The sequence below is a fragment of the Phocaeicola faecalis genome (assembly GCF_021730445.1).
GTDB lineage: Bacteria > Bacteroidota > Bacteroidia > Bacteroidales > Bacteroidaceae > Phocaeicola > Phocaeicola faecalis.
Genome location: NZ_JADNRM010000027.1, coordinates 1 through 23,458 on the forward strand (window position 1 = coordinate 1; position 23,458 = coordinate 23,458).

The 23,458-nt window shown below is 42.5% G+C and carries 18 protein-coding genes and 1 pseudogene; 16 read left to right on the plus strand and 3 right to left on the minus strand.

Annotation, left to right across the window (positions count from 1 at the left end; genetic code table 11):
* The 9 genes from IR173_RS17055 to IR173_RS17090 all read left to right on the plus strand — a co-directional run.
* Window positions 1-681 (plus strand): TlpA family protein disulfide reductase (locus IR173_RS17055; RefSeq protein WP_237040716.1); only part of this gene is annotated, 681 nt, incomplete at its 5' end.
* 22 nt (window positions 682-703) lie between these two features.
* Entirely contained in the window at window positions 704-2,194 is a 1,491-nt protein-coding gene (locus IR173_RS17060; protein ID WP_237040717.1) for a vitamin K epoxide reductase family protein, read from the plus strand.
* A 40-nt stretch (window positions 2,195-2,234) separates the two neighbouring features.
* Window positions 2,235-3,692, plus strand: a complete 1,458-nt coding sequence (locus IR173_RS17065; protein ID WP_237040718.1) for a TlpA family protein disulfide reductase — start codon at window positions 2,235-2,237, stop codon at window positions 3,690-3,692.
* Window positions 3,693-4,459: 767 nt separating this feature from the next.
* Entirely contained in the window at window positions 4,460-4,603 is a 144-nt protein-coding gene (locus IR173_RS18265) for a Fic family protein (RefSeq protein WP_354003945.1), read from the plus strand.
* Between the two features lie 79 nt (window positions 4,604-4,682).
* A complete protein-coding gene (metG, locus tag IR173_RS17070; RefSeq protein WP_237040719.1) occupies window positions 4,683-6,725 on the plus strand; it encodes a methionine--tRNA ligase in 2,043 nt (680 codons plus the stop codon).
* An 81-nt stretch (window positions 6,726-6,806) separates the two neighbouring features.
* Window positions 6,807-8,261, plus strand: coding sequence for a lipopolysaccharide biosynthesis protein (locus IR173_RS17075; RefSeq protein ID WP_237040720.1), 1,455 nt, complete (start codon window positions 6,807-6,809; stop codon window positions 8,259-8,261).
* The gene (locus tag IR173_RS17080) at window positions 8,248-9,204 is read left to right on the plus strand and encodes a glycosyltransferase (RefSeq protein ID WP_237040721.1); all 957 of its coding nucleotides are present in this window, start codon (window positions 8,248-8,250) and stop codon (window positions 9,202-9,204) included. Before IR173_RS17075 ends, IR173_RS17080 begins: the two co-directional genes overlap by 14 nt.
* Window positions 9,205-9,213: 9 nt before the next feature.
* On the plus strand, window positions 9,214-10,203 hold the full coding sequence (locus IR173_RS17085) for a glycosyltransferase family 8 protein (RefSeq protein WP_237040722.1): 990 nt from the start codon (window positions 9,214-9,216) through the stop codon (window positions 10,201-10,203).
* A gap of 9 nt (window positions 10,204-10,212) precedes the next feature.
* Window positions 10,213-11,415 carry a glycosyltransferase family 4 protein gene (locus IR173_RS17090; protein ID WP_237040723.1) on the plus strand — a complete coding sequence of 401 codons (1,203 nt, stop codon included), beginning with the start codon at window positions 10,213-10,215 and terminating at the stop codon, window positions 11,413-11,415.
* 89 nt (window positions 11,416-11,504) lie between these two features.
* On the opposite strand, the gene wecB is transcribed toward IR173_RS17090, so the two are convergent.
* Window positions 11,505-12,632, minus strand: a complete 1,128-nt coding sequence (wecB, locus tag IR173_RS17095; RefSeq protein ID WP_237040724.1) for a non-hydrolyzing UDP-N-acetylglucosamine 2-epimerase — start codon at window positions 12,630-12,632, stop codon at window positions 11,505-11,507.
* Window positions 12,633-12,663: 31 nt separating this feature from the next.
* Entirely contained in the window at window positions 12,664-13,866 is a 1,203-nt protein-coding gene (gene wecC, locus IR173_RS17100; protein WP_237040725.1) for a UDP-N-acetyl-D-mannosamine dehydrogenase, read from the minus strand.
* 122 nt (window positions 13,867-13,988) lie between these two features.
* Here wecC and IR173_RS17105 point away from each other — a divergent pair, with 122 nt between their 5' ends.
* Genes IR173_RS17105 through IR173_RS17115 form a run of 3 tightly spaced genes read left to right on the plus strand, consistent with a single transcriptional unit; the run spans window position 13,989 to window position 17,091 of the window.
* On the plus strand, window positions 13,989-15,071 hold the full coding sequence (locus tag IR173_RS17105) for a glycosyltransferase family 4 protein (RefSeq protein ID WP_237040726.1): 1,083 nt from the start codon (window positions 13,989-13,991) through the stop codon (window positions 15,069-15,071).
* 12 nt (window positions 15,072-15,083) lie between these two features.
* Entirely contained in the window at window positions 15,084-16,346 is a 1,263-nt protein-coding gene (locus IR173_RS17110; RefSeq protein ID WP_237040727.1) for a glycosyltransferase family 4 protein, read from the plus strand.
* Complete coding sequence (locus IR173_RS17115) at window positions 16,339-17,091, plus strand: glycosyltransferase family 2 protein (protein WP_237040728.1); 753 nt, start codon at window positions 16,339-16,341, stop codon at window positions 17,089-17,091. Before IR173_RS17110 ends, IR173_RS17115 begins: the two co-directional genes overlap by 8 nt.
* Before the next feature lie 38 nt (window positions 17,092-17,129).
* Here IR173_RS17115 and IR173_RS17120 read toward each other — a convergent pair.
* Window positions 17,130-19,650, minus strand: a pseudogene (locus IR173_RS17120) (YfhO family protein).
* An 83-nt stretch (window positions 19,651-19,733) separates the two neighbouring features.
* Between IR173_RS17120 and IR173_RS17125 the strand changes: the two are divergent.
* The 4 genes from IR173_RS17125 (at window position 19,734) to IR173_RS17140 (ending at window position 23,451) form a co-directional block, all read left to right on the plus strand.
* Complete coding sequence (locus IR173_RS17125) at window positions 19,734-20,429, plus strand: 5'-methylthioadenosine/adenosylhomocysteine nucleosidase (protein WP_237040729.1); 696 nt, start codon at window positions 19,734-19,736, stop codon at window positions 20,427-20,429.
* Window positions 20,430-20,442: 13 nt separating this feature from the next.
* Window positions 20,443-20,928 (plus strand): S-ribosylhomocysteine lyase, encoded by a 486-nt coding sequence (locus IR173_RS17130; RefSeq protein WP_237040730.1) that lies wholly within the window; start codon window positions 20,443-20,445, stop codon window positions 20,926-20,928.
* A 264-nt stretch (window positions 20,929-21,192) separates the two neighbouring features.
* A complete protein-coding gene (locus IR173_RS17135) occupies window positions 21,193-22,062 on the plus strand; it encodes a helix-turn-helix domain-containing protein (protein ID WP_237040731.1) in 870 nt (289 codons plus the stop codon).
* A gap of 411 nt (window positions 22,063-22,473) precedes the next feature.
* Entirely contained in the window at window positions 22,474-23,451 is a 978-nt protein-coding gene (locus tag IR173_RS17140; protein WP_237040732.1) for a metallophosphoesterase family protein, read from the plus strand.
* Window positions 23,452-23,458: the final 7 nt, after the last annotated feature.

The window sequence follows — 23,458 nt, forward strand, 5'->3', positions numbered from 1 at the left end:
GAAATATATAAAACAAAGTATCCACGATTGGCTGAACTATACACCGTATGGCTACCGGAATATAGTAGAGAGAACGAGGACAAGGAACCTTTCCGAACTATACTGCATTACTTAAAAAATAAATTTCCCGATGCATACTGCATCAAAAGATTATGTCGTACCGACTCAAGTTCTAGCAATCAGCATTACAAGATAGGGCAAAACCATTATTACACACTTTTGAAACAAAGACTATATGTAGAGCCTAAAGACACAACCATGGGAGCAAAGCTGCAACTAGCATTCCCGCATATCTCAAAAAAGAAAATAAACACCGACTCCATTGCAGAAGAATATGTGCTGGTAGACTTTTGGGCAAGCTGGTGTGTACCGTGCCGCAAGGAAACACCTTTCCTGAAAATGGCAAAAGAAAGATATAAGGACAAACTGGCTGTATATGCAGTGACAATAGATGCCGATACGCTCAAATGGGAAAAAGCCATAGAGGAGGACAGCACCCGACACTTCATCCATGTGAGAGGGGTGAATGACAGGAATGTACCCGACAAGCAGGTCAGGGCTTTAAAGATTAAATCCATCCCAAGGAATTTCTTGTTGGACAAAGAGAGACGCATCATTGCAAAAGATTTAAGGGGAGAGGAACTGCTGAATGCTTTGGAACAACTGATAAGCCAGAAATAGCATGACCAATATAGACTACACAATGAACATACTGAATCGGTATTTGAAGGAATTGTCGATAAAAGTAAGCTATGGACGCATCAGGGAACTGCTTGACGCCCCAATGGGATGCTCCATTAGGGGGATAAGTGATGCACTTGACAGCCTTCATATTACACACGAAGTATATCAACTGCCGGTCACTTATTTAAGCAAAATAGAAGCACCTTTCCTTGCATTGATGCACAACGGAAAATATTGCCTTGTAAAAAGCATACAAGAAGAAAAAACAATCTTACTTTCCGACAAGGGGAAAGAAGAAAACCTTCCGACAAAGCAGTTCATCGCTGCATGGAAAGGAGTCGTCCTGATAGTAGGCGAAACGCAGGCATCTTATCATGAACCATATTATCAATTAAAACAAATATTGTATCTTGCGAAGAAATATAAATACCTGTTGACCATCGGATTAGCAGGCACTATCTATCTGCTGACCAGCCCCCGACAAACAGGAGACCTACTTTTCAACACACTGACATGGATAGGGCTTGCCGTGTCCATCCTTATCATTTATAAAGAATCCTACAACAAAGATTTCTTGCAGCGTTTCTGCAAAATAGGCAATGTCGTGGACTGTAACGAGATATTGCACTCCAAAGCCGCCAGCATCAATGGAATCATCACATTGGGAGAAATGGCCTTATTATATTACTCTACATTATTCCTTTCTACGGCATTCCATATCCCCCTCTATTACAGCATCTGGACTTGGGCCACCTGCATTTCCATTGCATTCACCTTGTGGTCCGTCGGTTATCAGGTGATAATAGCTCGCAAACTGTGTATGTTCTGCCTCTCCATCGATATCATAATATGGTTACAGGCTCTTGTCCTATTCTCCACTGATATAGCTGCCTGGCATTTAAACATATCAGCCATCCTTGCTTTTATATTGATAGGCACACTTTGCTGCACCGCATGGTATGCGCTGAAAGAACTGCTGGACTCGGTGCGGGAAGTGGCAAAATTGAAAGACAAAAGAGTACTTTTGCTGTCATATCCTACCCTTTTCAACACACTGCTGCAAATGGGGCATGCAGTTCCCAACGCAGAGAAGGACATAACAATTCAAAGAGAAGCGCAAGACGGCAAGCTCGTACAAATTATTATAAACCCACATTGCAAGCATTGTGCAAACGAGCATCAAGAATGGATGAAACTGGAAAATGCATCCATAAGGATTCTTTTCTCAATTGCTCCGCAAGATACCGTAGGCAAAGACATCGCACTGGCAATCATAACCTGCTATCTTGAACACGGATTCCAGAAGGCCATGCATCTACTGGATGAATGGTTTGAAAAGCAAAACAGTAAGTTTATAGCATCCTGCAAACCTATAAAACAGGCCGAACAGATGTTGGAAGCACAACAAGCTTATTGCCAACAGATTCACTTGGAACACACGCCTTTTATCACTGTCAATGGAAAGGAGATGCCTCAAGTGTACGGCATAGAAGATTTACAGTACGTGTAATAAAGATATTGTCGGCAAGCAAACAATAAACACAATTATTATGAAGCTTAAACTTTTCTCTCTCCTCGCTTTGTGTATGTCACTATTCACAAACTTGCATGCCCAACATGCAACCATCACATTTACCACAGACATAGACAACTCTGTCACCATCTACGAGCCCATTGACGGAATGCCCAACCACCGGATACCTACGACCACGATATTCCTGCATAAAGGAACAACAACCGACTATAAAGTGTCGCATATTGATTCCTTTGCTTTTATCCGTTGCAACTTCGCATTGGGAGGAAGAAGTAATCCCCTCCTGTTTCCAAATGATTCGCTAAGCATCCATATAGATAATACTTCGCAAATAACGTTTGGAGGGACGAATCAGGCCGGACTCCAATATATACATAATAATTTCTCCGGCATCCCACTGCTTGAAAAATATACCCTGCCGATAAATAGAAAGTTCCGGAAATATATAAGTCAAGAAAAGACATTGGAATCTGTTATTGCGGAAATCAACAATACCCTCATTGAGCCACACATCAAGAGTCTGGACAGTATTGCTTTGGCTACAAAAACAAGCGCCAATTATATCAATACGATAAAAAAGGAATTTACATTAACCCTGAATATGGATATCATAAATATATTAAATGTCCTATTGAAGAACGAAAAATATAAACCGGTGGAACAAAAGGACAGTATTGCCATAAGATACCATATCGACAGCATATTCAACAAAACGGCAGCAATCAATCTCGAACTAATCAAATTCTCTTTAGCCAGCCCTTACATACACACATATATTCGCTATCATGGCGACAAAAGGAAAATGGAGACGCATGACAAAGCAATTTTCGGCCCATACATCGATGATTTTTGTGCCCCCGAAAGTCTGCAACCTTACCTGCTGGGGAGCGCAGCTATCTGTCAGGTCGTATTCAATACCGGAGAAATGGACATCTATAAAGTAAAAGATTACTTAAACGAAAAACATCCTCAGTATGAACATACCAAACTGCTAAATAAGTTAATGAAAGACAAGGAAGAGACTACCAACACCGGCTATAACAAAATATTTATTCAGAACAAGATTGATACACTTACGCAATTAAAAGAGATACCCGAGCTAAAAGGCAAATACCTGTTTGTCGATTTATGGGCGAGCTGGTGTATGCCCTGTCGCGGGGAATTCAATTTTACGAAAGACTTACACAACATGCTCAAAGAGTACAAAAACATGGAGCAAGTATACATCTCCATTGATTCTCCCAAACAAGAAAATGCGTGGAAAGGATGCATTGACAACTATAAGTTAAGTGGTTATCATCTAATGGCTTCTGCCGAATTGCAGAAGAATATCAAAAAGCTTGTGTTTGCCGACAGCCCCATGGAAATTCCACGTTATTTTCTTCTCTCGCCGGAAGGAGAAATTTTACATGCTGATTTACCACGTCCCAGCCATAGTACTGAACTGAAAAATGCGTTGGAGAATACATTTTAAGTTCTTCGTCACTTTTGACCGGTTTATGTTCTAATGCCCCAGACACACCTTCCCAAAAAGACGAGGACATCTTCTAAAAAGAGCAAGAGCTTTCTCAAAAAGATAACGAACTTTTTTAAGAACATCTTGATCTTTTTTACCGCTAACGAAATTTCGTCAACCGCTATATTTCGTGGAAAGGCGTACGTACGTGTAGCCCGATGCGTACGTACGTGTAGCCCGATGCGTATATACGTGTAGGCTTATGCCACCGTATGTGTAGCCCGATGCGTACGTTCCCCTTTCATCCTTACATTTTAACCAAAACATTCAGATAATCAATCTATTAAAAATGACAGGACATCCCCTCATCCTCGTTTCAGCTGTACTCTTCAAGTCCCTTCACAACCTGCCTTCAGCAATTGTATCGCCGGAAGTAATTTTACGAATGAAAGGAGGCTGAAAGGGTGGTGACGAGATGTCCATTCACTACCGGAGCCCCCATCAGCAGGGCGTTTCAACCACTAATGAAAGGAGAAAAGGAAAAACAGATTTCCACTTGTAGAGCGAAAAAATACAGTTGTATTTTGTGGATTCACTCATTGTATGATAAGACATTGTAGCCGGTTCGAATATTAGCTTGGTGTGACTGCCATATATATGCTTCAAACATAAGTAATGTTGCAAGTAATGTTGCAAGTAATGTTGCAAGTAATAGTACCAAACAAAGATTAAGTCAAGACGAACTATATAATTTGATTTGCAATAACTGCAAAGACTATACTTCATTGGAAGAATTAGCTCAAAGAGTCAATAAAAACAGCAAATATCTGCAAAATCATATACTAAAAGATATGATTAGCAATAATCTAATAGAAAGACTATATCCCGAAAGCCCCAGACATCCCAACCAAAAATACAGAAAGAAATAGCCTCATATTCCATTTACTTCACTAAAAATCATTACCTTTGCACCTTACTATCAGAAATAACAAAAAGCACATACATAATATGGAAAAGAAATTCAAAAGAACCACCGTCACCTCGGCACTGCCTTATGCCAACGGTCCGGTGCACATTGGCCATTTGGCAGGTGTATATGTTCCTGCAGATATCTATGTACGCTATCTTCGCCTGAAAAAAGAAGACGTACTGTTCATCGGAGGTTCAGATGAACATGGGGTGCCCATCACCATCCGTGCCAAAAAAGAAGGAATTACCCCTCAGGATGTGGTCGACCGCTATCATACACTGATTAAAGACTCTTTTAAAGAATTCGGAATTTCTTTCGATGTTTACTCCCGCACTTCATCAAAGACACATCACGAACTGGCTTCCGAGTTCTTCAAAACACTGTATGACAAAGGGGAATTCATCGAAAAGACATCTGAACAATATTACGATGAAGAGGCTCACCAGTTTTTGGCCGACCGATACATCACAGGTGAATGTCCCCATTGTCACGCAGAAGGTGCATACGGCGACCAATGCGAAAAGTGTGGTACTTCATTGTCACCCACCGATTTGATTAATCCGAAAAGTGCCATCAGCGGCAGTAAGCCTGTGATGCGTGAAACCAAACACTGGTATTTGCCGTTGGACAAGCACGAAGGCTGGTTGCGCAAATGGATTCTGGAAGACCACAAAGAATGGCGTCCCAACGTGTACGGACAGTGCAAGAGCTGGCTGGACATGGGCTTGCAGCCACGCGCCGTAAGCCGTGACCTGGATTGGGGTATCCCCGTTCCCGTAGAAGGAGCGGAAGGAAAAGTGCTTTATGTATGGTTTGACGCTCCTATCGGATATATTTCAAATACAAAGGAATTACTGCCCGACAGTTGGGAAACATGGTGGAAAGACCCCGAAACCCGTCTGGTTCATTTCATCGGAAAAGACAATATCGTGTTCCATTGCATCGTATTCCCGGCTATGTTGAAAGCGGAAGGCAGTTATATTTTGCCTGATAATGTGCCAAGCAACGAATTCCTGAACTTGGAAGGAGATAAGATTTCCACTTCCCGCAATTGGGCTGTATGGCTGCACGAATATTTGCAGGACTTCCCCGGAAAGCAGGATGTGCTTCGCTATGTGCTGACTGCCAATGCTCCCGAAACGAAGGACAATGACTTCACATGGAAAGACTTTCAGGCACGCAACAACAATGAATTGGTAGCCGTGTACGGAAACTTTGTGAACCGTGCTTTAGTACTGACTCAGAAATACTTTAACGGATGCGTTCCCGCCTGCGGAGAGTTGACAGAATATGACAAGGATACACTGAAGGAATTTGCAGATGTAAAAGCGGAAGTAGAAAAACTGCTGAATGTCTTCAAGTTCCGCGATGCTCAGAAAGAAGCAATGAATCTGGCACGCATCGGTAACAAATATCTGGCAGACACCGAACCGTGGAAACTTGCCAAAACTGATATGCCGCGTGTAGCCACTATCCTGAATATAGCATTGCAACTGGTAGCTAATCTGGCTATTGCATTCGAACCGTTCCTGCCGTTCAGCAGCGAAAAACTTCGTAAGATGTTGAATATGGATACCTTTGAATGGGAGCAGTTGGGACGTACCGACCTGTTGGCAGAAGGCCATCAATTGAACAAGGCTGAATTGCTGTTCGAGAAGATAGAAGACGAAACAATTCAGGCACAGGTAGACAAATTGCTGGCTACTAAAAAAGAGAATGAGGCTGCAAGCTACAAAGCTAATCCTATCAAACCGACTATCTCTTTTGAAGAGTTCGAGAAGTTGGATATCCGTGTAGGAACCGTACTGGAATGTGAAGCAGTTCCCAAGATGAAGAAACTGCTGAAGTTCAAGATTGCCGACGGGCTGGAGAACCGTACCATTGTCAGCGGTATCGCCCAGCACTACGCCCCGGAAGAACTGGTAGGAAAACAAGTGTTGTTCATTGCAAACCTGGCTCCACGCCAGTTCAAGAATGGCCTGGTAAGCGAAGGCATGATTCTAAGCGCCGAAAACTTTGATGGTTCACTGGCTGTCACCTCTCTGTTGAAAGAGGTAAAACCCGGAAGTGAAGTAAAATAATACCCACCGAAATACAGAAAAGGCTGAAAGCAACCGAAACGTCCGCTTTCAGCCTGACTGTTTTTATAATCCATTTATAAGATGGCAGAACAATCCTTAAAAGAAAAGACAGCAAAGGGCCTCTTCTGGGGCGGACTGAGCAACGGCATACAGCAGTTGCTGAATCTTTTTTTCGGGATATTCCTTGCACGAATCCTTAACGCCGAGGACTATGGTATGGTGGGGATGCTTACCATATTTTCTGCTATAGCAGCAGTTTTACAAGAAGGCGGTTTTATCTCCGCACTAACCAATCGGAAAGATACCACCCACAAAGATTACAATGCTGTATTCTGGTTTAGCACTTTATGCAGCATCACTCTTTACATTATACTTTTTCTAAGTGCTCCATATATTGCCGACTTCTACAATATCCCCGAACTCACCCCGCTGGCACGTTACTCTTTCTTAGGCTTTATTATTGCCAGCCTCAGCATTGCACCACGCGCCCTACTTTTCAAACATTTAAAAACCAAAGAGAATGCCATTATTTACCTTACTGCTCTAATAATCTCCGGACTCATAAGTATCATAATGGCCCTTAACGGATTTGCATATTGGGGAATTGCAACACAGTCTTTGGTATATGTTACTATCATCACTATACTCAATTTCTATTTTGCCAAATGGAAACCGACATTGGACTTTGATTTTACGCCTATAAAAGAAATGTTCGGTTTCAGCAATAAACTATTGATTACCAACATATTCAATATTATCAACAATAATCTTTTCTCTGTACTATTAGGAAAATTTTATAATGAAAATGAAGTCGGAAACTACACTCAAGCCAATAAGTGGAACGGAATGGGGCATACCACTGTTACAGGAATGATAAACTCAATCGCACAGCCTGTTTTAACAGGAATCTCGGATGATGCAACACGCCAGCTGGCGGTTTTCCGTAAACTGCTCCGTTTTACGGCTTTTGTTTCTTTCCCGGCCATGTTAGGATTAAGCTTTGTTTCCAAAGAGTTTATTCTCATTACCATTACAGACAAATGGTTGGCAAGCGCCAATATCCTTCAATTACTTTGCATTTGGGGAGCATTTATTCCTATTTGCTCTCTCTTCTCCAATTTAATAATCAGCCGTGGCCGCTCTTCTATTTATATGATTAACACCATAACACTAAGCATCCTACAACTAATTACTGCATGTATAATCTATCCTTACGGCATAAACTGGATGTTACGCATATTTGTATCAATCAATATATTATGGCTCTTTGTATGGTTCTTCTTTGCACGTCGTGAAATATCTTTAACGCTCAAAGATATGATAAAAGATATTTCCCCTTATCTCCTTTTATCAGTGGCATTAATAATATTAGCCTATTACATAACTTTGCCCATTACGAATATCTATTTAAACTTTATAGCCAAAATCATAATAGTAGCAGGAGGATATGGGCTGGTATTATGGAAAATGAAATCAGTTATTTTCAGAGAATGTATTAATTTTATCTTAAGAAAAAGACAAGATGGCAACATATAATGAAAAGATACAAAAAGTATCTATTGCAATGTGTACATATAATGGAGAAAAATATCTTCGTGAGCAGTTGGATTCCATTGTCGCACAAACTTATCCCATCTATGAATTGATAATTCAAGATGACCAAAGCACGGACGGCACTATTACTATAATCAAAGAATATGCAGCTCATTATTCTTATATCCGATGGAAAATTAATGAAAAGAATTTAGGATATAATACGAATTTCCGCACAGCCATTCAGGATGCCAAAGGAGATTTAATCGCCATTGCCGATCAGGATGATATCTGGTATCCCAATAAATTAGAAGAACTGGTAAAGTGCATCGGCAGACATTCAATGTCATACGCGTATTCCACAACCTCTGTACAAAATACAGTAAGCAACATAAAGCAGGCCATCAACTACAACAATACGCTGGAACGTCTATTATTTACGAATGTTATTCCCGGACACGCCATGTTACTGCAAAGAGAATTCATAGAACAGATTCCGTGTTGGAATGACCATATTTTCTACGATTGGTGGTTGGCCGTAAATGCTTATCTGTTTAATGGAGCCGTTCAATGTGAACAAATACTCACTTATCACCGCCTCCATCAAGAGTCAGTGATGGCAGGCTATAAGAATAAAGCCAATAAAAAATATCTCCCCTATTTAAAGGGGTATACTAATTTCCAAAAACTTCAAAAAGGAGAGAACTGGCAATGGTTCTACCAATATATATATAATACGGCTCAAAATAAAAAAGGTTTAGAAGTTGCCCATCGTGTAGCAGGCTTGATGCTGAAACGAGGAATACCTTCATTCATATCTTTGTGTTGGCTTTCTTTAAAGTACAAGCATCTATTGATGCCAAGATTGTCAATCAATCTATTCCGTTCTTTCTTTTATCCATGCTTTGCCTTTTATAACAATCATCTATTTGACTCACGTAAATAAGAAGATTTTATGGAAAACAAAAAAATTCATATCGCTTTAGCTGCTGATTCAAATTATATAATACCTGTCACAGTTGTTTTACAATCTCTTTTCGACAATAACGAAGGGGAAAACATATCTATTTATCTGCTTTATCTGGAAAACACACTGAAAGAAGCCGATTTAGAGTTTTTGGCAAACTTCACCCGACAACGAAAAGGAACTTTTAACGGACTCCAAATTAGACAGGAACAAATTGAGGGTTTTCCTGAAACAAGACACGGAAAAGCTACTCTACTCAGGCTTTGCCTGCCTGAGTTATTACCCGAACTAGATAAAATATTATATTTAGACGGTGATATCATTGTCAATGACAATTTATCATCATTATTCAATCTAGACATTTCCAACTATTATATAGCGGCAGCCAAAGACTCTGCAAGTGCTTACAATATAAATTATCAAGTATCTATGGGGATAGAAAAGACTCATGCATACTATAATGCCGGCATTCTATTATTAAACCTAAAGGCTTTAAGAGAAATAGATTTAGTCACTCTAATGAATGAGTTTGTACAAAAAAACTACAAACTGATAGGAGCACCCGATCAGGACTTTCTTAATTATATAAGTCAAAAAAAGACTCTATATATTCCTCCTAAATACAATATGAATTATCTTCTGGAAAAAGATATTGCTGCAAAAATATGGAGTAAAGAGGAAATAAAAGAAGCAAAGAAATCTCCGGTTATCGTTCATTATATCGGCCCGGTAAAACCTTGGTCCATCCTCTCTACCCATCCCCAAAGAAAGCTATGGTGGAGATATATAAGAAAAACATGTTTTGCCAACTATCGTCCTAAAGATGCAACGCTTCAGAACTATCTATATAGAAGTTATCTATTGCTTACACAACCCATTGAGCGGAAATTCTCATTAAGCGCAAAACAAAAAATAGGAAAGCTAATACCCTCTGCACTAAAAAAGAGGTTTAAAAGGTCATTACAAAAAAATATATAGGATACATCTATGAAAGTACTATTCACATTTGGCGGCATACCGCATTATCTCAGCTCTATGCTCAACAAGCTATGCGAAAAAGGTGTTGAAATTGTAGTGGTCACCCCACAAAAAGGAAATGCCACTATCGGGAAAGGAGTTAAAATGGTGGAGGGAGGGATGTACAAACACCTCACTGCGCCTGAGAAAAAAATGTTCTACGGTAAAAGTGGCTATCCTTCACTACCTGAAATCATCCGGGAAGAGAAACCGGATATTCTTGTGATGGGCTGGCCATACTTTCTGCAAGTATTCTTCCAACCACAACTAAGAAAAACCATAAAAAGGTGTGGCACCCGGCTCGTCATTCGGGAAATTCCCTTTCAAACGCCTCCTTACGGCAAGATAAAAGAATATTTCCGGAAGAATCCGATGATTGACGAAAGTATGCGTTTACTTAGCAGCGGCGCAGGGTTTTATCTACGCCAATGGCTAACAGCCAAAATACGCAAATATTGTTATGCCAAGGCAACAGGAACATTAAACTATTCCACTGCCGCCTATGATATATTACCTTCATACGGGGTAAAAAGGGAACAGATACATGTCACCTATAATGCCACCGACACGGAAGCTCTGCTGAAAGAAAAGAAAACCGTACAAACATCATCTCCTCTATTGCCGCCTTCAAGCAGAAGACTGCTCCACATTGGACGTTTGGTAAAATGGAAGCGGGTGGACTTACTCATCAATGCATTCGGCAAAATACTTCCCGACTTTCCTGATGCAGAACTCGTTATAGTGGGTGACGGCCCTGAGTCGGACAATCTGAAACAGCAGTCGGCCCTTCTCAAGCTAAACGACTCTATCCGCTTTATCGGTGCCGTGTACGACCCTAAAACCTTAGGCGCCTACATGAATGAATCGACTGTTTATGTCTTAGCCGGCATGGGAGGTCTTTCTATAAACGATGCCATGACTTATGGAATGCCGATACTCTGCTCGGTGTGCGACAGCACAGAACGCGATTTGGTGACTGAAGGAGAAAATGGTTTCTTCTTTAAGGATGGTGATGTAAACAGTCTGGCAGAAAAAATCAACCAACTGTTTTCTTCGCCCGAACTATGCAAGCAGATGGGAAAAGAATCGGAACGAGTGATACAAGAAAAAATCAATCTCAATACCGTAAGCGAACGCTATCTGAAAGCTTTTCAAGACTTTATGGCACAATAAATCCAATCCGCCAATCTAAAATAAAAGCTCCATCAGTGCAGATAATATTTCAAACTGATGGAGCTTCTATTATAGCACACACCGGCCAATCATATCAAAGCTTTTACAATCCGCTCGCAAGCATGTCCGTCGCCATACGGATTATGCGTCTCAGACATTTGCTTATAGAGTTCTTTATCACGAAGCAGTTCTGTTACATTGCCTACAATAGCAGCAGCATCCGTTCCCACCAGTCTCACAGTACCGGCCTCTACCGCTTCGGGACGTTCAGTGGTATTACGCATCACTAATACGGGCTTTCCCAATGATGGCGCCTCTTCTTGCACCCCCCCACTATCCGTAAGCACTAAAAAAGAATGTTGCATGGCATAGATAAACGGCAAATAATCTAATGGAGAAATCAAATAAACGTTCTCCACGCCGGAAAGCAACTCATACACCGGTTTCTGCACATTCGGATTCAAGTGTACCGGATAAACAAAGTCCATATCCGGGTGCAGCTCTGCCAGTTCCTTGATGGCTTTACAGATATGCAAGAAGCCTTCTCCGAAGTTCTCACGCCTGTGCCCGGTCACCAGAATATACTGCCGTTCACCAATGGCATATCCTTTATTTTGAAGCTCCAGCTGAATCTCTTCTCTCATTCCCGGTTTCTTATCAATGATATCTACAGCCATAAGCAAAGCATCGATAACCGTATTGCCGGTTACATATATCTTTTCCTTGTTTATATTTTCTGCCAACAGATTCTGTTCAGACTTCCCCGTCGGAGCAAAATAATAGGTACAAATACGGTCTGTCACTTGCCGGTTCATCTCTTCCGGCCACGGCGAAAGCATGTCATAGGTACGCAACCCCGCTTCCACATGGCCTACGGCAATCTGCTGATAGAATGCGGCAAGAGACGCAGCCATAGAGGTAGTGGTATCGCCATGAACCAGCACAGTGTCGGGATGAAATTCTTTCAGCACATCCCGCAATCCAAGTAATACCTTTGAAGTGATATCATATAAATCCTGGTCAGGTGCCATTATATTTAAATCATAATCCGGAACAATGCCAAATACCTCCAACACCTGATCCAACATCTGGCGATGTTGGGCAGTCACACAAACTTTTGTCTCAAAGTGCTCCGAATCCTTCTGCAAAGCTTTGACCAACGGAGCCATCTTTATAGCTTCAGGACGAGTTCCGAAGACCAATAAAATCTTTTTCATTTTCGCATTAACTAGTTGAATAATAATCCCGTTACTTTCTGACTCCGCAGAAATCCAATTCAAGTTTTCCTTCTTCTTCAGGCATCCCTACAAACACACTATGCCTAACCAGCCATACGATGATATCCGCCTTATGATAAGCCTCCTTATAGTCTGTCAGATGAAAACTGGGATGCGATGTAATATTAGGTTCTACTATCAACACATCAGCTCTGGACTCAGAGACGATGCGTGAAGCAATATATTTTGCAGGAGACTCGCGCAAATCATCAATATTGGGTTTGAAAGCCAATCCCATACATGCCACCACCGGTTCGCGCTCATTCTTTTCAACGAAGTTCTGACATGTTTCCAATACCTTATTGGCACACCAATCCGCCTTATAGTCGTTGGTTTCACGGGCACGCTTGATTAATTGCGCTTGTTCCGGATAATCGGATACAATAAACCACGGATCGACGGCAATACAATGACCACCGACACCACAACCGGGCTGCAAGATATTTACACGCGGATGTTTATTGGCCAATTCTATCAGCTCCCAAACATTGATTCCCGCCTTGTCACAAATCATAGACAATTCATTTGCAAAAGCTATTTGAGAGTCGCGGGATGAGTTCTCTGTCAATTTGCACATTTCGGCTGTGCGGGCATTCGTCTTATGCAACTTTCCCTGTACGAAAGCAGCATAAAACTCAACCGCCTTATCGGTAGACGCCGGAGTGATACCGCCAATCACCCGGTCATTATGTACCAACTCATAAAGTGTATTTCCGGGCAAAACCCGTTCAGGACAGTAAGCAATGTATATCTTATCTTTCAACTCGGGACGTTCTTTATAAATAAGTTCTGCCATACGTTCCGTCGTATAAACAGGAGAAGTAGATTCTATCACAAACAAGTTGCCCTCTTGCAAATAAGGTATCACAGACCGTGTTGCAGCCTCCACATAAGTGATATCGGCACGGTGATTCTGCTTAAAAGGAGTAGGTACAACAATAAAAAAAGCGTCAGCAGCCTCGGGTTTGGATACGGCTCTGAAATGTCCGTCACGTACAACATCGTTTACAATTTTCCCCAAGTCCGGCTCTACAATATGTATTTTCCCCTGATTAATAGTTTCCACTACTGTAGGATTCACATCTACACCAACCACCTCATATCCATGAGCAGCTGCTACGGCAGCCGTAGGCAGGCCGATATAACCTAACCCTAAAAATACGACTTTCTTCATTATTAATTCTCCTTGTTTAGTATGTTGCGCAAAAATACAAATAATCTACGACTTTGTACGATGTTTCGCTGAAAACCACTACTTTTGCCCATATAATCAATACATGGATATTGCAAATTAATATGAAAATATATTATTATCATACCCGCCCCATCAAACCGGCACTTCAAGAATGGGAACAGTACCGGCATCCGGGACATATCTTATACGGATTGCCATTACTCAAAAAGAATGGCATCGACTGCATTCTCCACCGCTACAAAGCGATAAACGGCCGTTTAAAATTGGCCTTATACACAGCCAAAGAGATTCTATGCTGCAAGGAACACTACGATGCAATATATGGCACTTCTTTCAGAGGACTGGAGCTGATTATCTTTCTACGTGCACTCGGGCTATACCGGAAGCCTATCGCCATTTGGCATCACACAGCCGTAAGCCGTTCCTCAAATAAACTTAGGGAAGCAGTATCGCGTTTTTTCTATACCGGAATTGATAAAATGTACTTTTTCAGTCAAAAGCTAATAAAAGATTCCCTTCTGTCTCTGAAAGCTTCACCCCTAAAAATGGAATTAATCCATTGGGGCCCGGATTTAGCTTTTTATGACCATCTACTGGCAGAGATACCCGACCGGAAAACACTGGGTTTTGTCTCTACAGGAAAGGAAAACAGAGATGTAAGTACCCTTTTACAGGCTTTTGTAGCGACAGAAGAAGAATTTGATTTATATATCTCCCCCCAATGTGGACATATCAACTACAAAGAGATTATTGAAAGTTTCTCCCTCTCTGAATCGGTTCATATCCATTACACCGGCGGCATCATCCCTTACGAGCTGGCAAAAATGGTAGCCTGTAAGAGTTGCATTGTTATCTGTTGCCTCGACTTTCCTTACACAGTGGGGCTGACCACCCTGGTAGAAGCATTCGCACTCGGTCTTCCTGTCATTTGTTCCCGTAATCCCAATTTCGAAGTTGACATTGACAAAGAGGGAATCGGCATCACTGTAGAATACGGCGACGTACAAGGATGGATAAATGCCATCCGCTACATGGCAGACCATCCCGAAGAGGCACGAAAAATGGGAGCCAATGCACGCAAGCTGGCGGAAGAACGCTTCAATCTCGAAATCTTTTCGCGCGAGATAGCAGAAAGCTTATCAGAGATATCAAACATTTCTTCTAAAAAACGTACCTTTGCATAAACGTTAATGCACATGAGAGTACTTATCATCAATACGTCTGAGCGAACAGGAGGCGCCGCCATTGCAGCCCACCGCCTGATGGAAGCCCTGAGAAACAATGGGATAAAAGCCAAAATGCTCGTCCGCGACAAACAGACCGACCGGATTAGCGTGGTTCAACTGAAGAAATCATGGTGGAAAGTATGGCAATTCATTTGGGAACGCATCGTCATCTGGAAAGCGAACCATTTTAAAAAGCATAATCTTTTTGCCGTAGACATTGCCAACACAGGTACAAACATTTCCGCACTCCCCGAGTTCAATCAGGCAGATGTGATTCATTTGCACTGGATTAATCAAGGTATGCTCTCGCTGACAGATATACGCCGCATCATAGAGTCGGGCAAACCCATCGTGTGGACTATGCATGACATGTGGCCTTTCACCGGCATTTGCCATTATGCAGGCGATTGCGACAAATATACCCACGAATGCCATCACTGTCCTCTATTGTTTAAAGGAGGAAAGAAAGACCTTTCCTATCGCATTTTTGAGAAGAAAAGGAAACTGTTTGACGGGGCAAACATCACATTCGTGGCATGCAGCCGTTGGCTGGAAGCCATGGCAAAACAAAGCGAACTGCTGAAAGGGCAAACCATCACCAATATCCCCAATGCCATCAATACCAACTTGTTCAGACCGCGCAGCAAGCAGCAGGCACGGGAAAAATGCCATCTGCCGCAAGACAGGAAGTTATTGCTCTTTGGCTCGGTGAAAATCACCGACAAGCGGAAAGGCATTGACTATCTGGTAGAAGCATGCAAGATTCTTGCCTCTCAAGACCCCGGGTTAAGTAAACAATTGGGTGTCGTAGTGTTCGGTAAACAAGCCGAGCAGTATGCCTCCTTATTTCCTTTCCCCATTTATCCGATGAACTATGTGAGCAACGAAAAGGAACTGGTGGATATCTATAATGCTGTCGACCTCTACGTCACTCCTTCCTTACAGGACAATCTTCCCAACACCATTGTAGAAGCAATGGCATGCGGCATCCCCTGTGTCGGCTTTCATGTAGGAGGCATCCCCCAAATGATAGACCATCTGCACAATGGGTATGTGGCCGAATACCAATCGGCTAAAGACCTCGCCAATGGTATCCGTTGGACATTGACCGAAGGCGAATACGACAGCTTGAGCGAGGAAGCTTGCCGAAAAGCACTCTCCAGCTATTCCGAAAGCACTATTTCAATGAGATATATCGATATCTATAATAAGATTACAGGAAGCCATGCATAATATTCATCCTCATCCCAAGTTCTCCATCATCACCGTGACCTATAATGCGGAGAAAGTGCTGGAAGACACGATACAAAGCATTGTCACCCAATCTTATAAGAACGTAGAATATATTATCGTGGACGGAGGCTCCACCGACGGCACATTGACTATCGTCAACAAATACAGAGAGCACATACATACCGTTGTCAGCGAACCCGACAAAGGTTTATATGATGCCATGAATAAAGGCATCAAACTGGCAACAGGAGACTACCTTTGTTTTCTGAATGCCGGAGACGGACTTCATGAAGATGATACACTTTTACAAATCGCTCATTCCCTGACCGGAACGATACTGCCGGATGTAATTTATGGCGAAACAGACATAGTGGACAGTGAAGGGCATTTCCTTTACAAACGCCGTCTCTCTGCTCCCGAAACACTCCATTGGAAGAGTTTCAAGAAAGGCATGCTGGTCTGCCATCAGGCCTTCTTTGCACGCAGAGAACTGGCCTTAGAAGAACCATACGATTTACACTACCGCTTTTCGGCAGACTTTGACTGGTGCATCCGCATCATGAAGAAGGCGAAAGTATTGCATAATACACATCTCACCCTCATTGACTATCTGAGCGAAGGAATGACCACCCGAAACCATAAAGCCTCACTGAAAGAGCGTTTCCGCATCATGGTGAAGCATTACGGACTGGTCAGCACCGTGCTGCACCATGCTTGGTTTGTGGTGCGTCTGGCTTATAAATAAAAGCGATGGGCTCTGATTAAATACAACAAGGAAAATAATCAGGAGCGACATAAAGCTTTTCCCCGCAAAACCAGCAATAGCAACACCGCTACTGCCAATAATCCCAAAGCAATAAAAGCAATTGTTTCTGTCGTATGCAGCGACTTCGGGTCGAACTTAAACTCAACCGTATGTTTTCCTGCCGGCACATTCATAGCACGCAGAATATAGTCCGCCCTGCCGTGAGGTGCCTCAACCCCATCAATATAAGCCTGCCAACCCGGATAATAGATTTCGGAGAAAACAACAACGCCCCCCTTCTCCGAGTCAACCTCATACTTCAAGTCATTCGGTTCGTAAGCCACCAACGTAACGGAACTCAACGAGTCAGGAGCCGCAGTCTGCTTTACCAGCTCTGCAAACTTCTTGTCGACCACCGCCACCTTTGCAGGTGCCACTTTATGTAAAGCGTCTATTTCCTCGTTCGCATTATTTACATACTGCACCTCGTCCACAAACCACGCATTACCCAATGTATAAGGATTTTGCAACGGCATAGTCTTCCCCCCCTGCAAAGGGAAAATGAAATAACGCGTATTCAGCATATTCAGCACCGGGAAAGCAGACGCATCCACCTTTGCCATATCGCCACCGGCCTCAGACACGGCCTTGAACAGATTGCTCATTTCAGGACTGATATGTTCCTCTATCATCTCCTGATAACGACGCAANATGTTCCTCTATCATCTCCTGATAACGACGCAACTTCGCAGCATGATAACCGCCTATGCTCTTATGCCAGTAAGAAGTATTATTCTCGTTAAATGTATTCGAAGCCAAATTCAGTACCCGATAGTCCAATGTCTTATCCTCCAAAATAGCCTTATCCGTATCGGTCGGCCGGAAGCCTTCCGTCCGGGCTGTTTGAGGCACAAACTGCGCATCATACAGATAACGCTTGTTCACATCCCACATCTCCACCAGACAAAGCAGCAACAATACACCAATCGTCAGCTTTGCTTTCAACTTACCCATTCCATAAAGCCACAGTAACGCAGCCCCGATTGCCACCACAAAGAAACTGCGCCAAGCATCCGAAGTGAAAATACTCACACGAATCTCTTCCAAATTGGCTATCAGTGGAGCCAGCTGGTCAGCCGGGATGCTCTGCAAAGCCTGCATTTCCATGCTCGACACATAAGAAGGGAAGAAAAAACGCGGAGCCAGTGCAAACAGCAAAGCCACACCGCCTGTGAGTCCGAAGCTGATATAAAACGCCCTCGCCTGTTCTTTCACTATTTGCGGACGTGCAATAATCTGCTTTAACGCCAGCATTGCCAACAACGGAATTGTAAATTCGGCAATTACCAAAATAGAAGATACCGCACGAAACTTATCATACATCGGAATATAATCAAGGAAAAAATCCGTAAATCCCATAAAATTCTTTCCCCAAGAAAGGAGCACAGACAATACCGTTGCAGCTAAAAGTGCCCATTTCATCGGGCCTTTTACGATAAACAAGCCCAAAATAAACAGAAACATTACAAACGCCCCCACATATACCGGACCTGACGTTCCGGGCTGCTCGCCCCAATATTGTCCAAGCTGGTTGTAAATGCTTCCATACATCGGATTAGCCTTTTCCATTGCCTTCTCATTAGCAGCAAGAGGCACTGACGCACCACCTTTCACATTAGGCACCAGCAAAGAAAATGTTTCACCGATACCATAGCTCCATTGCGTAATATAGTCGCGTTCCAATCCACTTTTAGTCTGATTATGCGTATCCGGCTTTACCAATTCGCTCTTTCCACGCATCGTCTCCTTACTATATTCATAGGTATGATAAAGATTGGACAGATTGATACATACTCCCAATACACCCGCTACCACCAACACACCTGTCGCCTTGAAAAAACGAGGAAGTTCTTTCTTCTGGTAAGCAGAAATTCCGAAAGCCACTGCCATAAACAACATCACAAACAAGAAATAATAACTCATCTGCACATGGTTCGACACAATTTGTAAAGCAACGAATATGGCTGTCAGCAAGCCGCCCGACAGGTATTTCCCCCTGTAGACCAGCACCATACCAGCAATGGTAGGCGGAATATAAGCCAATGTTACAAATTTCCAGATGTGACCGGCCGCAATAATAATGAAGAAATAAGAAGAAAAAGCCCATATAATCGCTCCCAATGAAGCAAGCCACACCGAGAAGTCAAAAGCGCGCAACAGAATATAGAAACCCAGCATCATCACAAACACATACCACACATAAGCGGGCAAATACAAATGATACAGACTCTCCACCCCTTTCAGCATATCAGTGGAATGGTAGCTGGGAGCCATCTGATAGGTAGGCATACCGCCAAAAATCGAATTTGTCCAGCGCGTACGCTCTCCTGTACGTTCCAAGTACTCTTTCGATTCCTCGCCGGCACCTATTCCCGCCACCGCATCATGCTGAGACAGAACACGTCCCTCGGTCACAGCCGGGAAAAAGTAAACAAACGAGATGACGGCAAATAAGATAATCACTACTATATCAGGTAGTATTCTTTTAAATAAGTTCATAAGTATATCTGTTTATTAACGCTGCAAAGATACGATATACTCTGATAAATTGCGTACATTTGCATCTGAAATAAAGTTGAATTATGAAAATAGGAATTATAACTGCAATGAGTGCCGAGCAAAAACAGGTGGAACAACTGCTCGACAACAAGAAAGAATATGCCGAAGGGCCGTTCCTGTATACAGAAGGAACAATTCAAAACAACACGATTATCCTGATGAAATGCGGTATCGGAAAAGTGAATGCCGCCGCCGGCACGGTAGAACTAATCCGCAACTTCCACCCCGATTGCATTATCAGCACCGGTGTGGCAGGAGGTATAGACAATTGCCTGAAAGTGATGGATGTAGTTGCCAGCCGCCAAATCGTCTACCATGACGTGTGGTGCGGCGAAGGAAATGCCTACGGACAAATCCAAGGACTTCCCGCCCTGTTTGAAGGCAACGAAACATTGTTCAACTGCGCCATGTCATTAGACACAGAAACAGCCATCCACGGCGGACTCATCTGCAGCGGAGACAAATTTATCACCGACCGCCAAGAACTCAATACCATCAAGTCAGCCTTCCCCGAAGGACTGGCCGTAGATATGGAATCAGGAGCCATTGCCCAGATTTGTTATATATATAAGGTACCGTTTATCAGTTTCCGCATTATCAGTGACACTCCGGGTGCCGACAATCATTGGGAACAATACACCAACTTTTGGGACACCATTGCCGACCGTTCATTCGAGGTAACCCGCATTTTCCTCCATTCATTACCAGCAAACTTATAATAAAAACAGAAATATGAAAACAATACCCAGTTTTACCATTGACCACATCCGTCTTCTGCGCGGCATCTACGTCTCTAGAAAAGACCAAGTAGGAGGCGACACCGTCACCACTTTCGATATCCGCATGAAAGAACCCAACCGCGAGCCGGCCTTAGGTCAGGGAGCACTGCACACCATCGAACATTTGGCCGCCACTTTCCTGCGCAACCACCCAGTATGGGGCGACAAGATAGTCTATTGGGGTCCGATGGGCTGTCTCACAGGCAATTATTTGCTGATGAAAGGCGACTTAGAATCAAAAGACATCGTAGAACTGATGCAAGAAACCTTCCGTTTCGTTGCTGAGTTTGAAGGCGAAGTGCCGGGTACCGCTCCCAAAGACTGCGGTAACTGCCTGCTGCACGACCTGCCTATGGCCAAATGGGAATCAGCACGCTATCTGCATGAAGTGCTCGAAAAGATGACCGATGAAAATCTGCATTATCCTCAAAAAGCATAGCATTTCCCGACTAAACACACTCATTCTCATAAACAAGGGACAGTATTTACGGTTTTTCAAAGCAAAAATAATATTACCGTATAATCTGTCCCTTTTTGCCCTTCTAACAGTAAAAGCCTGAAAAACACGCCACATCATGCTCCAACCAACTCTGATACGTCCTTTAAAAAGAAAACACAATCAGTAGCAATAAATCTGCCACAAACAATACAAAATCGATATTTTTTTATACTTTTGTAAAAAAACAACTGTTTAAATAACCCTATGGACATACTTCAGGAAACAGACACATTTCATCCTCTGCTACTTAATATCGGCTATGCGATTCATCATTCCGACTGGAACTGGACAGAGGTAAACAGCCCGTTCTTTCGTATCTATTATGTTACAAAAGGTATGGCAGAAGTGACTCTTCCCGACCGAACCATAACACTTTCTCCCCACCACTTATATATTATTCCTGCATTTACCTGTCACAATTGTCATTGTGAAGGAGATTTTGAACATTACTATCTGCACATTTACGAAGACCATTCTTCCGCCACCAGCATCTTGGAAGATTTGGACTTCCCCACTGAAGTTCCGGCCGGTCCACTGGATTTGGAACTGATCAAACTATTACATGAAATGAATCCCGCTATTCAGCTTCCACATTCCAATCCCGCTACTTACGACAATACCCCTACCCTGATACAAAATATCATAAAAAACAAACAGAGAGCTTTTCATAATAAAGTAGCCTCCAAAGGCATCATCTACATGCTAATCTCCCGCTTCTTAAAAGACGCACGACCAAAAGACTCCACCAGCGACAACCGTATCATTAATGTAGTCAACTTTATACGCAAGAATATAGACAAAAACATTGACATTGATACTTTGGCCGGACTTTCCTGCCTTTCGAAAGACCACTTCATCCGTCTGTTCAAAAGCGAAATGAAAACAACCCCCTTACAGTATATCGTCAAAAAGAAAATAGAGAAAGCACAACTACTGCTCATCACCAAAGACCTTGCCATCAAGGAAATAGCCTACACACTGGGATATGACAATTACTCGTATTTCATTAAGTTATTCAAAAAGCAGACCGGACTCACCCCACAAACCTACAAAGAGTCTAACCGGAAACATTAGTTACTCTATACCATTATGTTATACCAGCCTAACCCACAAATGAATAATTACTGAATTCCGCATTTATTTCCATAGCACTTGTAGCCAAGTAAAATGAAGCTGTGAATCCAGATATTGAGCCTTTATAATATTTTATTTTCTTGCAGAGTTCCCTCTAAAAGTAGCTCCTGCAAACTACAATTTAAGACCTATATCGATTTAAGACTATCCTTTATCTGAATCGTTTATTGATGCATCTCATCATTTTCAATTACTTTGCATCATCCTATTACACTGAATAACAACCTGGTTCAAAACAAGTGGTGGAAAAATTAAGAAAATAAATGAGCCGATATCCGCACAACAGGTATAGAAGCCAAAACCTGTTGGCGGACGGCTTTGATTGTATAACAAATAGCTAAATATATCACAATGAAAAAGAACAACCTCATCGCACTCTTTTTAATGTTATGCACTGCCTGCTTTTGCAGTTGCAGCCAGCAAGAGAAAACGGTCACATTCGCCATCGCATCCGACTTCCACGCACAAGATGTCCCGGACGGAAAAGAACGATTAAGCAGTTTTGTACGTGCCGCCCAAAACGCCAATGCAGACTTCATCATAGAGTTGGGTGACTTCTGTCGTCTGGACAGTGCCAATCAAGTGTTTCATGACATCTGGAACAGTTTTCCGAGAGACAAATATCACACCATCGGCAATCACGACATGGATGCTTATACTCCCGATGAGTACGTAGCAGGAATGAAAATGCCCGGACGCTATTACTCATTCGACAAAGGAGACTTCCACTTTATCGTGCTGGATGGAAACAACTTGTATGATGGAAAAAAATACACTCACTATTCCAAAGCCAACTATTATGTGAATCCCAAGATGAGAGCCTTCGTAGACCCGGAGCAAATGGAATGGCTGAAAAAAGACCTGGAATCGACCGATAAGAAGTGTATCATCTTCTCTCACCAAAGTATCGATACCTTTATGAACAACGGTAAAGAAGTACATGCACTCCTTGCCGGAGAAAACAAGCGTGCCGGATCCAAAAAGGTGGTATTGGCCTTCAGCGGACATAATCACAGCAACTATACAAAGAAAATAGACGGTATCACCTATGTGCAGATAAACAGTGCATCGTATGTATGGATAGACAAACCTTCGCAAACAGAGAAACGCTATCCAGCGGAAATCAACAAGCGTTATCCTATCCTGAACTATTCCATGACCTATGACAAACCGCTTTATGCTATTGTCACTCTGACCGAAGACGAAGCAGATATCAAGGGAACAAAAGCAGGTTTCCTTCCTCCCACACCCGAGGAACTGAACATGAACGATTCAATCGGTGTATTCCCGTTGGTTTCGAGTATTGAGGATGCCAAAATCAGATTCTAAGACTAAA

Excerpts from the sequence above, each read along its gene's own strand:
- IR173_RS17060 (WP_237040717.1), top strand. The coding sequence starts at position 704 with ATGAACATACTGAATCGGTATTTGAAGGAATTGTCGATAAAAGTAAGC.
- IR173_RS17065 (WP_237040718.1), top strand. The coding sequence starts at position 2,235 with ATGAAGCTTAAACTTTTCTCTCTCCTCGCTTTGTGTATGTCACTATTC.
- metG (WP_237040719.1), top strand. The coding sequence starts at position 4,683 with ATGGAAAAGAAATTCAAAAGAACCACCGTCACCTCGGCACTGCCTTAT.
- IR173_RS17075 (WP_237040720.1), top strand. The coding sequence starts at position 6,807 with ATGGCAGAACAATCCTTAAAAGAAAAGACAGCAAAGGGCCTCTTCTGG.
- IR173_RS17080 (WP_237040721.1), top strand. The coding sequence starts at position 8,248 with ATGGCAACATATAATGAAAAGATACAAAAAGTATCTATTGCAATGTGT.
- IR173_RS17085 (WP_237040722.1), top strand. The coding sequence starts at position 9,214 with ATGGAAAACAAAAAAATTCATATCGCTTTAGCTGCTGATTCAAATTAT.
- IR173_RS17090 (WP_237040723.1), top strand. The coding sequence starts at position 10,213 with ATGAAAGTACTATTCACATTTGGCGGCATACCGCATTATCTCAGCTCT.
- wecB (WP_237040724.1), bottom strand. The coding sequence starts at position 12,632 with ATGAAAAAGATTTTATTGGTCTTCGGAACTCGTCCTGAAGCTATAAAG.
- wecC (WP_237040725.1), bottom strand. The coding sequence starts at position 13,866 with ATGAAGAAAGTCGTATTTTTAGGGTTAGGTTATATCGGCCTGCCTACG.
- IR173_RS17105 (WP_237040726.1), top strand. The coding sequence starts at position 13,989 with ATGAAAATATATTATTATCATACCCGCCCCATCAAACCGGCACTTCAA.
- IR173_RS17110 (WP_237040727.1), top strand. The coding sequence starts at position 15,084 with ATGAGAGTACTTATCATCAATACGTCTGAGCGAACAGGAGGCGCCGCC.
- IR173_RS17115 (WP_237040728.1), top strand. The coding sequence starts at position 16,339 with ATGCATAATATTCATCCTCATCCCAAGTTCTCCATCATCACCGTGACC.
- IR173_RS17125 (WP_237040729.1), top strand. The coding sequence starts at position 19,734 with ATGAAAATAGGAATTATAACTGCAATGAGTGCCGAGCAAAAACAGGTG.
- IR173_RS17130 (WP_237040730.1), top strand. The coding sequence starts at position 20,443 with ATGAAAACAATACCCAGTTTTACCATTGACCACATCCGTCTTCTGCGC.
- IR173_RS17135 (WP_237040731.1), top strand. The coding sequence starts at position 21,193 with ATGGACATACTTCAGGAAACAGACACATTTCATCCTCTGCTACTTAAT.
- IR173_RS17140 (WP_237040732.1), top strand. The coding sequence starts at position 22,474 with ATGAAAAAGAACAACCTCATCGCACTCTTTTTAATGTTATGCACTGCC.